Source organism: Mycobacterium sp. SMC-21 (genome assembly GCF_045310825.1).
Classification (GTDB): Bacteria; Actinomycetota; Actinomycetes; order Mycobacteriales; family Mycobacteriaceae; genus Mycobacterium.
Window position 1 is genome coordinate 56,184 of sequence record NZ_JBJIAO010000026.1, and the last position, 12,571, is coordinate 68,754.

Here is a 12,571-nt window from a genome sequence, read left to right on the forward strand (position 1 = left end):
GTGGACTGAACGAGTGCTAGGCCCCGTCCGAGCCAGCGCCTGCCAGTCGTTCATCGAGGAACCTGGATGCCGCTTCGCTAGATATTTCAACCTTCGATCCGTTCGCATCATGCAGCATCCAGTGCTCCTTGCTCCGCTCGAATACCGCTGTGTGGTGTGCGTCGGTGCCGATGAGCATCCGACGGGTCAGCAGGAGACGGCCATGTTGTCGAGCCTCGCTACGTGTAGGCGGCCGCAACGCGATGCACGCCGGGCAGAAACCGGGACTGGCCCCATCTACGCAGCGCTTGCAGATCGCGGTTTGGCAGCCAGTGCAGGCAATCATGCCGTCGATGCAAGCGGAACACGTTCTGCCGCCGCAGTAAATGCACGGTGGGCAGTCAACTCCAAAATGCCCTTCGCGGTCAACGACGCCAGAATCGAGCAAGTTGCCCGTGCTGTTGGCTGTTCGGCGGGCGTCAGTTTGGCCGGCCGCGAGTTTGCGTTCGTAGCGCCACTGATGGCCGCTCTCCACCGTGACCAGTTGTTCGAATTGAGCGCCGATTGACAACACCGATTTTGGCGAGATCGGTGACATGTCACGGCGTAGTGCTGCATAGAGATCGGCCGGGAGGACTCGGAGCTCCGGTGCCTTGACTGCAGCATCGGGCATCCAAGCCTCGAGTGCCTCGGCGGTGACGTCTGGGTGAGCCGGCGACCGGTTGCTCAGGACGCCGGTTGGCAGCACCGTTGTATCGGATTGGACGGCGTTGATGACGTTGGATCGCTGCACCTTCCTGGGGTCCGTGAACACCCCGACAGTGTCGGCGTCGTCCAACCCCATCCACCGGGCAAGCATCGTTGCGGCCGGCGCGCTGTCGGATGGATTGATCGCATACCACTCAACGGATTTGGCGGTTCGGATGCCGAGCGCAATCAACGATGCGAGTTCGACGATCGCGGCCTCGACATCTTTGGTCTTCGCGTGGACGTGCATTGTGGGCGTCGGATCCCATGCCGCGGCGACCCAGTCGGGTAGGTCGTCAGCCTCAGCCCATGGTGCAACAGAACGTGTTTCGCCGTTTGGTTCGACGATCAGCTCGTAGATGCCGTCGGCGGTTATCGCACGGTCGTACCCGGACTGTTCCCATCGGACGACCATGGCTGCTGGGTTCGGATTTGGCATGGTGGTGAGGACTGGCCGAAGAGACGGCGGCGACGTGGTGACGGGGTCCGGCGTCCGTCCGAGTGCTGGAAAATCATTGCTTGCCAGCTCGATGAGATCAGCTTCGGATGTGTCGAATTCCGCCGCTAGTTGAGTGTTTGACGAGACGCCTGCAGCTGACCAGCTGTGACGGTATTTGCGTTCCCTTTGAAGGCTGACGTGAGGCTCGGTGATCACTGCTTCGGTGATGTGCGCGTTGAACACAGGTACAACTTGCTTCTTGAGTGAGCGGGAAGCTGCCAACCGGAGCCGGTACGAACGATCAACCTGGTTGCGGTCGAACGCAACCCAGCGGGCGATAGCACCGTTGCGGACAATGGCCTGCTCGTAGGCTTGGCCGCGATTCAGCAGAACAACGTGCGCGTCGTTGTCAGAACCGACGAGCACGCTGGCGCCATGCAGCGCGAGCTCATCCGGGAGAGCACTGATTTGCGTATCGCTAGCGGTGACGAGTTTGCTACAGGCTGGGCAGGTGTCACCTGTCCGGCAGGAAACACACATTGCGCGAGTGCACATCGAACAGGGGACGACCTGCGGGTCACGACCACAGTCTGTGCAGGCATGGTCTCCGCACAATTCGCATTTGGCCTGCCGCACTAGATGGTTGGCGGTCAAGCATCTTTGGCACACTGACGTCGCGCAGCCGGGGCAAGTGAGTGCTGCCATGTGGTCGACCTCGTCGCATGCGCGACACGCCCACGATTGACACGCGCTGCAGAGCTCTGCAGAACCTGCTGCATAGAAATGGCCATCGCGGCATACACCGAAGTCGGTTTCACGAAAACCGATATCGTCGAGCTTGGGAGGCAGCGGTTCACCGTCAAATATCTTGTACGCGTGCGTCGCGCTTCCATGGCCGTGCCAGGCCTCGCGGATCTCCAGTCCGTTGCAAGCGGCGGTGGTGAACGATCGCGACGCCCGACTCAGCAATGCGCGACCGAGTCCGACGGGCAGCGCATTGATGCTGGGTGCGGCGGATTGATTGCTACGGATCCCAAGTGCCTCAATGGAAGCGGCGTCCAATGGCACTAGATCGTCATCGGAGTTGAGCTCGACGATGTCGGCGATCTGCCGAATTGTTCGGTCTACAAGTCCACATTCGGTCGGTGTAGGGAACGGCGCGATGATCGACAGGATTTCATGCGTGCGCTTACCAAGACGGCCGCCCGGTGTGCCGAGGGACTGTAGGTACTCGAAACACCCGAGCTGTTCCTCGATGGAGTGCTGGTCGGGGCACGCACTCCACCGTTCGGGCGCAATCGATTTCGACGGGATGGACGCTTCGATCAATACGGCCTCGTTCCTGCGCTCAAGCGAAACCGTCACGCCGCCGAGCTGTGCCGAGGCCAGCATGGGGTCGCTGGTTTGAGGCTCATGCCATTGAAGTCGCACTGCACGTGAATCGTTCACATGTAGCGTTCCGTCATCGGCAACAACCGACGATTCTTCGACGAGCTGATCCGCTTCCAGGTAGATGTCGGTGAACTCGGACCGGCGGGTGAGCAGAATTGTCGGAGGAGTTGCCGGGGGAACGTAGTCCCGGAGCGTTCTCAGCAGCTCGCGGGCTCGAAACTCACTCTCGGCCTGTACTGCAACTGGTGCGGCATCGGGTAAGTCGGGCGCAGCTGACTGATCGATGATCGCCGTTGAGGTTGGGTTCACCGTCAGTTCGACCTTCACTGCGACATCTGTATGCAATCGGGCACGCATCTTGTCTGAATCAGTCGGGCGTGCCGTGAGATCGCGCAGGGCCAAACCGCTGTCGAGTGGAAGCCCATTGTGGTGCGCGTACGAGCGCACCCGTTGGCGGCCAGGGTCCTCGAGGTCGTCATCGCTCACGAGAATCTGTGACAACCCACTTGACCGGACCAACTTGGCAACTCGCGCCCCAACCAACAGCCTGCTGCCACGATTGAGGCGCCAAGCTACTGCGAATTCGCCGTCGTGTTCTGGTGCGCGTTCAGGTGACGCGCACGTGAGGCACAACCCACCGGACTTTCGTCTGCATGCACCACACGCAGACAGACCGCACAAAGGGCAATCAGCAAAGACGGCATCGTCGCCGCACGCACCGCAGACGATGTGGTTGCACGATTCGCACATAGTGGTTTCAGCGTCGTCGGCCCAGTGTGCCGCTGAGCACATTGCCAAAACTTGCATGGGTTTCGATGAAGCTTCGCTGTTGATGGGCACCGGCTCCGGGAGTCCCCATTCGTAGACCAGACGCTGCTCTGCGGCATTGGGTCCCGACCAGACTTCCTCCACAACCCAGTCGTCTTCGTCTAGCGTTAGCGCCAAAAGCTTTGCCCGGGCACGTATATCAGGTCGCCGGGTAAGCCTGCGTTCTTCTGAACGGAGTGCACTCCGGAGTCGTGTTCGGTCTTCGATCGGGGCTTCCTCGATCTGGGCTGTGTAACCCTTCACGATGCGAGTGAGTTCACGTCTCTGGTCTTCCTCGACCTGCGTGGCCCGGTCACTGCGAAGCGTTTCGAGTTGGCTCGCAGCTTCCTTCTCGAAGTTGGCAATCACTTTCGATGGCACATCGAATGCGGCGGGCAGTGTTTCCCCGTCCTGCAACGGACGACGCGGTAGCCGTTGTGCGTTGTGGCCGTTCACGTCCGCGGTGATGAGGTGTTCGGTGGTCTCCGCCTCGCCGATGGTGGTACGGAAGGTTGCCTTGCCGCTCCACGAGCCGGAAGGAATCAGTCGCCGGCGGACGAGCGTCAATGAAGAAGCGTGCTTGTACGGGCTGGGTCCGATGTCTTCGGGGATGACAGGGACTGTCGCATGCATATCCCCCCGCATACGCAACAGGCCAAGCAGCTCGTCGAATACAGGGGACCCCACTGCGCAGAGCTCGGCATCGGGATGTTGTTCCAGCCCAATGCGATCGAATGCCAGATGCATGACGGTCCGACCGCCGAGTTCTTCGTTTAACTCCTCACTGAACTGGGCGGTGAGGAAGGCGCCTTCGCCCTCGCCGGTGTCATGGAGCAACTTTGCATCCAGCGCCGCCAGAACTTTGCGTGCCCAGGCTTGTACTCGTCGCTGGCGTATCCGGGCGCGCTCGCTGACTTCGGGTGCCAGATCGTTGCTGCCGGCTTTCGTGAGGTCTTTGCGGTGCTCAAACGCCGAAGCCATCCAGTTGCTGAGGCCGCTGTCTGTTGCAATGAGTGTGGACGCCCGGTCGCGTGCCTGGGAGAGCTCTGTGCCCAGCTGCGCGAGCAGTCCTTGCATTTTCGAGTCGCTTTCGGCGAAAAGCGCTTCCATGACACGTGTTTCGAAGGATGCGGATTTGGAGTCGTCGAGCTCGCCGAGGATTGTGGTGACTTGACCGAACAGTAGCTCGAACATTCGGAGCTTCAAGGCCAGCAGCTGATAGACACTCTCATCGATCGTTCCTCGGGCATAGAGGTTCGCTACGAAGACCTCGTCCTTCGGCTGCGTCAGACGGTCGACACGGCCGATGCGCTGTTCGATCCGCATCGGGTTCCACGGCAGGTCATAGTTGAGCACGCAGTTGCAGAACTGTAGGTTCTGGCCCTCGGCACCTGCATCGGTCGAGATCATGATCGGTGCCTCGCCCGACCTGAATGCGGCGATGGTCTTGGCTCGCTCGGTAGGTGACATCGATCCGTGGAACGAACGCGCTTGCAGCCCTTCGGCATCCATCCGGCGCAACAGCCCGGTGACCGTATCAGTGTGCTGGGTGAAGATCAGTACGCGTCCGTGCTCGCGAACCCAATCGCGAGTGATGTCCAGCGCCCTGTTCTCGCGGGCCGACCCCTCTATGTCCATGGCCAGATGACCGACCTCGTTGAGGACCGAACGCACACGAGGATTCGGATGCCGTTCGGCCATGCGCATCGCTGTGGTGCCCATCGAGAATGGGCTGGCGGTCAGCCGCAATGCCAAGCTACGGCGGCGCATGGTGTCGCCGGGGTCGACCATGACGTTGCGAAGCAGCTCGGTGCTCAGCGCATACAGCTCGCGTTCACGCGGACCCAGGTCGACGGGAACATCGACTGCGCGCCGTTGCACTCTGTCTACTCCAGCTTGAGCGCGCGTTGTGCGGATCATCGCGCTGCTGATCAATCGGCGTAGTGCTGCCGGGTCATTCGGTGTGCGAGGATCGGACGACTTCATGAACTGGTGCTTGAAGTCGTACACCGATGTGAATGTGCCCGGCCGCAGCAACTCGACGAGACGATAGAGCTCAAGCAGGTCATTCTGAACTGGCGTTGCGGTCAAGAAGAACGCATACCGGCACGCGGTCGTCAGCGCGGTGATCAACTCGCGAGTTTTCTTGGCATTCTTCCCGGCTGCCCGGTGCGCCTCATCGACGATGACTATGTCCCAAGGCTTTTTGGTCAGTTTGTCGAGGGCCCGAGTGCCCAGATTGAGGGTGAGAATCAGCTTGTCCTGTTTCTCGACTTCCCGGCTGTTGAGCGCGATGTCAAATGTCAAGTCGAATTTGTGGCTCATCTCTTCGCGCCACTGTTCGCGCAGGGGAGCGGGGCAGAGGATGAGGACACGCTTCGCCAGCCCGCGCAGAGTCAGTTCTTTGATCGCCAGGCCGGCCTCTATCGTCTTGCCGAGACCGACCTCGTCGGCGAGGACGGCGCGTCCCCTGAGGCGTGACAACGCGTGGCGGGCAACGGCCTCTTGGTGGGGCATGCGATCGACATTCGCCACGTCGACGGCGAGAAGCTCGTCGAAATCGTCCAGAGTGGCGAGTTCTTCACCTTGAAGGCGAAGCTCGACGATCTCCAGCGGATCGAACCCTGCCGCCTTGAGCTGTTCTCCCAGAAGTTCGCGGGCTTCGGTGAGGAAACCTATGGACTGGTTCGGGCCAGATGTCCAATCGTATTCCTTGTCAGCGTGGAACTGCCGGTCGACGGTGCGCTTGCGGCTGGCTTTCGAGGTGTTCTTGGTGGTGGTGACCCGCGGTCTGACGATGCTCGGCGGCTTGGTGGTGGAGAATTCAGTACCTCGGGGCAGAAGTGTCAGCCGATACACCTGGTCGACCATCCGGAGGCGTAGCAGACCACCTTCCTGACCCCAGTCCTGGAGTCTCTCCGCGAGCATGTCACCGTCGAGCTTTTGGCTCCGCCCGCTCCACTGTGCATGGAATTGTTCGCCTTCGAGTTCGAGCGTGACCGTGGTGCTGTGTCGTGGCAGGTTCAGCGCGGTCACCTCGAGGTCGGTGAGGACGAGCTCGCCGGCTTCGAGCAGCTGCAGGGTGATTCGCTTCTCAATCATCGTTCTTCACCGATATTCCGAGTGTTTGGGCGCCGGCTGGGGTAAGTACCAGCGATTGATACGGCGTGCGCGAGTCCTCGCGCTGGACAGACCTGCGTTCGATGAGACCACCTCGAAGGAGCTTGTCGACCGAGTCGTCCCAACGTTTCTGTCCGTTCCGGACGTGGCGGAGTGTGCCGAACTGGGGGCAGCTGAGTACACCCACGCCAAGTGGCCGTCCCGCACCGAGGGAATCCCTGCCGAGCACCGCTGCACACAGGCTGGATTCGCCATAGAAGCCTCTGCGGTATGCAGATGACCAGGCCACTGCCTGCAGCACGGTGAGCTCAGCGTTGACGAGGAGCTCGGGGTCCGCGACCAGATGGTCGGGCAACGACGCCCACGGGGCCTCGTCGCCGCTGCAGTGATCGCACGCCACGATGTTCCGGCTGCTGCAGTCTCCGACGGTATCCCCGAAATGGCGTCCGACGATGACGCGGCGGCAGCCGGACTGCGCGGTGGTGTAATCGATGACCGCTTGCAATCGGTGCTGCTGCCAGTGTTTCCACCGCGCCGATTCCCGCTCCAGTGCTTGCGCCGACGCGTGGGTCGAGAGCAGTCGTACCCGGCGAAGTTTGCGCGAGCTGGAGAAAGTGATCAGGCGGTCGAGTGACCAGGCGATCAGCTGTTGCTCGAGCGCGTCCGGCTCGTACCCATGCTTGTCCTCGAGCTGCTGGAAGTCGAGCTGGAGACGGACATTTGGGCGTGCCCGAAACTTCTTGTAGAACAACTCGCGAAAGGTCCTGCGCTCGGTCTCGTCGTCGGGTTGTCGTGCGCCGACGTCGACGGTGCCCCTCGCAGAACAGTCGAGACCGAGCTCGAGGGCGCCCACGCGCTCGAGCCGAGCGAGGTGGACGTTGATCTCGTCGTCCTCCATCTGGAGTCGGTCAGCGAGCTCATCGATATCGAATACTTTGCTGTCACCGCGATCGGGGCATTCCCACAACGCCGCCAGCAGGCGTTGTGTGACCGCCGCATCGGCTTTCGACTCGTGGGTATTGATGGGGCGATTCCTCCGACGGAGATCGTTCTCGGTGTACAGCAGCAGGCACTCGCCGGTGATCTTCGAAGATCGCGCTGCTCGGCCGGCTTCCTGTGCGTATCCGTCGAGTGAGTCGGGCAGGTCATAGTGGGCAACCCAACCGATGTTCGGTTTGTTGATACCCATACCGAATGCCTTGGTGGCAACGATGATTCGGGTGGTATCCGAATCGAAATCCTCTTGGACGGCATCGCGTTGTTCGGGAACCATACCGGCGTGGTAGGGCCGTGCGGCGTGGCCGGCCCGACGCAACATGGCCGCGATCTCCTCGGCCAACGAGCGTTTCGAGACGTAAACAATGCCTGGAGCGTCGCCAGACCAGGTGACGAACCTCAACAGTTCTCGAACGCGCTCTCGCTCGTTGACACATTCGATCACCCGGAAGCGCAGGTTCGGGCGATCACTGGGTTCACGCACCATCGCCGGATTCTGCATGTCCATGGCCCCGACGATGTCGGATGCGACCTCGGGTGTGGCAGTTGCTGTCAGGCCCGCCCGCGATGGACGGGTATCGAAACTGGCGACCGATGTGGGTACCTGACGGAACTCCGGGCGGAAGTCATGCCCCCACACCGAGACGCAGTGCGCCTCGTCGACGACGACACCGTTCAGCTGTTGGTGTCCCAATGCCTGACGCAGCACCGGATCTCGGGCAAGCCGTTCCGGCGAGACGTACAGCAGCCGAACCTTTCCGTTGGCGGTGTCGCGAAGAATTTCGTTCTGTACGACGCGTGATGTCGTTCCGGTGATGCCCTTAACGGGTCGAATGCCGCGGCGTCCACGTAGATCGTTCACCTGATCTTTGATCAGCGCGATCAGCGGGGAGACGACGACGGTTGCCCGCGCCTGCGGGGCAAGCAATGCCGGCAGCTGGAAGCACAGGGATTTGCCAAACCCGGTGGGCAGCACTGCCAGTACGTCGCGGCCCTCGGCGATGGCTCGCATGACTTCGAGCTGCTTCGGATGCAGATCGGTTATCCCGAATAGCTTTTCGGCGGCTTCAATGAATTTTGGGGTGGGATCCTCGCCGTCGACGAGTCGCAGTTCCTCCAGCAGTCGGGTCACATCATCACGACCGAAAGCGACCGCTGTTGACAGGTCGGGCGCGGTACCGGTGACGAACTCGATAGCGGTAGTCCACGCATCGTCGCGGTCTGTGGCCTCGTGTCGGGTAGGCCCAGGCAGTGATCCGAGTAGAACCCGTTGGGCTTGAGTCGGTGAGTGCAGCCGCCGGTCGCATACCAGGGCGACACCCTTATCGGTTTCCGAACGGATCAGCCTGCCGAAGCCTTGCGCGAATTGGATTGCCGTCATCGGCAAGATGTAGTCGAGGAACGGATCACCACCCCGCTCAGAGATCGCGCGCTGGCGCGCGGATACCAACGGGTCGCCGGGGTGCGGGTATGGCGGTTTCTCGATGAACAAGTAGGACAGCGTCTCACCGGGCGCGTCGAATCCCTCCCAATAGGACCTCAACCCGTACAGCACCGTTCCCGGTTCGGTTTTGAACCGATGTGCAATCTGCGCGCGGCCCTCTTCTCCTTGCACGAGCAGCTCGACCCCGCGTTCGGCCAGCTCGTCGGCCTTGGTCCGCACCCCGTCGACGACAGCCTCCATTCGTGACCGAGCAGCGAACAGGCTGAGTGCCTTTCCTCCGGACAGCGAAAGGAAGCCGGCCTGATCGGCAGCCATTTCCTCGCAGAATTCGCGTTCGTTGACGGGAATGGGAATCGGCAAATGGTTGGTGAGGATGACTTTCGACTGCGCCTTGTAGTCGAACGGAGACCGCAGTGTCAGTCCGCGGAAGCAGTCATCGTCATCTTCGGGATCAGGGCTGACTTGGATGCCCAATCGCGAGGCAATGTAGTCGAAGCGACGTTCGACGGTCAGAGTTGCCGAGCACAACACAGTCGAATGCGTGCGATCGACAACCTCCTGCTTGAACTCAGGAAAGATATGGATCGGCAGGCGTTCGAAAGTCCACGCCGCTGCATCATCTTCGTCGGCGGAAAGCTGATAGACCCATAAATGGCTATCGGGAAGCGTGCTTACTGCATCGAGCAGATCAATTGCGTTCTCGAGGCGTTCGGCGTATCCGTGAAGTCGCTGCCGTGCAGACTTCACTCCGTTGATCTCGGTGAGAGAACTCATCAGGGAACCAACCGCTTTTGCAAGCTGAATCAACGCATACCGCACGGAGGAAGCGGATTGTCTGAGCGCCCGGTACTCGGGCCTGTTGTTGACCACGCCGGACTGAAGGACTGCTGCGTCGGACTTGCCCGCGTACTCATGCAGATAGGTATCGATCGCGTCGGCAAATTCCCCGGCGGCAGCGCGGATTTGACTGCAGGCCGCGGCGGCGCTGTCGAGAGCGTCTTGGACAACTGAACTTCCACCGGCTCTGGATCGGATGCCGCGTGTGAGTCGAGAACGACGCGACAGCACGTTGACGAGTATTTCGAGTTCGATGGCATCGATGCGCTCTGTCCAGGCAGCTGTCAACGAATCTTCGAGCGCGTGGGCTTCATCGAATATGAGGTCGGCTCGGCGGTCTTCGAGTACGCCACCCGGGGTATGCCCACCTTGTTGCTTGATCTTGACCCAGCTGGCAATGAGTGCGTGATTGACCAACAGCACCCCGGGCGACGTATCCAGGTCTTTGACCTGCTGCATCAGCGGGCACACAGAGGCCCACGCACACGATGTGCGGTCACAACCCGCCGCGTTGGTCCTTAGCCGGGCTCGTGTTCGCGCATAGCGTGTGTCGCGGGATCGGATGACATTGTCGGATACGTCATCCCATGCGCCCGTGGGCGATTTCGCGAGGGTACGAATCGCAACAGCCGCCGCAAACCCGGAGATGTCCTTGTCGTCCAGGGCATCTTCGAGTTCGCGTGCGCACACATAATTTCCCACGCCTTGGATTTGCCGAAATGGGGCGGAGAGGAGGTTTTCTTCCTGGAGTCGTCGCGCCTCATCGCGCAGCTGGCCTTGCAGCGCCCTGGTAGCGGTCGCAATTACGACTGGTTGCCGAGGTCGTGACGCGCGCCCAAGCGATGGGAGCAGATAGGCGAGTGACTTCCCCGTACCAGTCGGCGCTTCGACAGCGAGCCGGCCACCCGTGTCGAGCACCTGGGATACGGCGTGGGCCATTTCCTGCTGCGATGGTCGAGGCCTTAGGTCACGTTTCTGGCGGAGGACGGGGAAAAGGTCACGAGTGGCCGACCACGCGTCGGTCGTCGATGGGCCCGTCCGGATCAACAGCGGATCGGATGGACGGGTCAGCGTCGACATGTCCGGTGGGATCTGCAGCTGGGGTAGCAACAGCGCAAGAGGGTGGCTCTGGGTCTCGAGCATACCGATCGCCAGCGGCCAGCTTGGTTCATCCATGTCAACCTCGGCGAGCATCTGCCGCAGAACTGCGGCAGTCGCCATGGCGTCGGAGAGCGCACGATGAGGTTCGTCGTTGTCAAGGCTGTAGCGCTGAGTCAGATCAGCCAGCCCCCTGTTTGGCATTGCGACGTCAACAAGGAGCGACAAATGCAAGGTGTCAGCAGCTTGCGGGAATGGTGGGCTCTCGAGGCCGGCGGCTTTCGCAGCGTGCCGGATGAATGGCAGATCGAAGGCGACGAGGTTGTGGCCGACAATCAGATCGACGTCCTGCAACGCGGCGGTCAGCGCGGCCAGGGCGTCAGGAAAGGGCGTTGCCGAGTTCGATTCGCCGTCGGGCGTTGCGACCACCAGGTTGGCCAACACTCCGCCGTCGAGCCGGACGATTGCGATCTCGGTGATGTAGTCGTTCGACTGGTTCAGGCCTGTGGTCTCGATGTCGAGCACCGCGACGCGACTCGGCGGCACACGCGCCGGACTGGGGACGTACCAGTTGCCTTCTTCTTCGCGTGGAAGCTCGGCCGGTTCGGTGTCGCTGTCTGTTTCAGCAATTGCAATTCCGATCAGCCCGTCGGCGGTGACACAGAACCGCCTCGGAAACCGATCAGGCAATTGTTGAAGCCGTTCGAGTGGCTGTTTGAAGCCTTCTCTGCTCAGTCGGTCCCTGAGGTCGTCGGCAACGAGCGGTCCAAGCCGAGAGAGAAGCCGTTGCGCTGCTTCGACGGCGGGAGGCAGCGGGCGATCTGCCGCGCTCATTGGCTGATCTTGCATCCAACGATCAGCGCAATGCGCCGAATCGCGAACCCGTTGTGCATGCCCACCCTGACCACCCCGTTGAAAGCCTAAACCTGCACGCGTCAATATTTGCGTGGTTTGCCGAACGATACTCACAGCTACCGACAAGACAGGTTCGGGGTAGTGCATATCCAAGCCCCGGCCTCAGCGGCGGCGGTCGTTCCGTTGACGGCGCAACGGGACCTGGCCGACAGCTGAATGGGTCGCTCCCAACAGCTGCAGGAGCTTCCCGACGGTGTCCAACGTAATCGCGATTCCTAACAAGATGGGTGACCAAGCTCGTAGGGCCTACCCGCGACATCGATGTACAACACGGCGATCACCTTCGTTGACGCCGCAGTCCGGTTTGCTCGAATCAGAAATGCAGCCGGCGGCAGTGGTGCGCCGAGGTGGACCATCGGGCACAGATCATGAGGTGCGTCAGAAATGCGGTCGGCGTTGATGGTGAGGGGCTGTTCGACGCTGTGACACATCGAAATGTTGCTTGGTGATGTCCGGGGGCGACAACGGTTCCGCAGACAGCGTTCCGTCTGGAAGCCAACAGACTCGCTTGGTCAGGCGTCCGTCGCACACGGGGAAGACCAGTGACGTGGAGATCCTCAGCCCAAATCTATGGGATTCCGCATGGTCATGGTTCGGGTATACGGTGACGCCACCTGCGAGGCCCAAACCAGTCTTGGGACGAGTGCCAACCAAGGAGTCAATATGCCTTACGACAGCGGCGGCGGATTCGTGTCCATGCAAGGTGCACTCGACGCATGGGGGTCTGCTGCACGAATAGGTGACATCTGAGTTGGCTTGCCCAGCATGGGCGGGCTGGAAGGATGTCCCCATGGCAA

At 61.1% G+C, this 12,571-nt stretch carries 2 protein-coding genes; both read right to left on the minus strand.

The window, feature by feature from the left end; genetic code table 11:
* Nucleotides 1–16: 16 nt before the first annotated feature.
* Entirely contained in the window at nt 17–6,466 is a 6,450-nt protein-coding gene (locus ACJH6H_RS21370) for a DEAD/DEAH box helicase (RefSeq protein ID WP_406775765.1), read from the minus strand.
* On the minus strand, nt 6,459–11,693 hold the full coding sequence (locus ACJH6H_RS21375) for a RecQ family ATP-dependent DNA helicase (protein ID WP_406775766.1): 5,235 nt from the start codon (nt 11,691–11,693) through the stop codon (nt 6,459–6,461). The genes ACJH6H_RS21370 and ACJH6H_RS21375 overlap by 8 nt, the downstream gene beginning before the upstream one ends.
* Between the last annotated feature and the right edge of the window lie 878 nt (nt 11,694–12,571).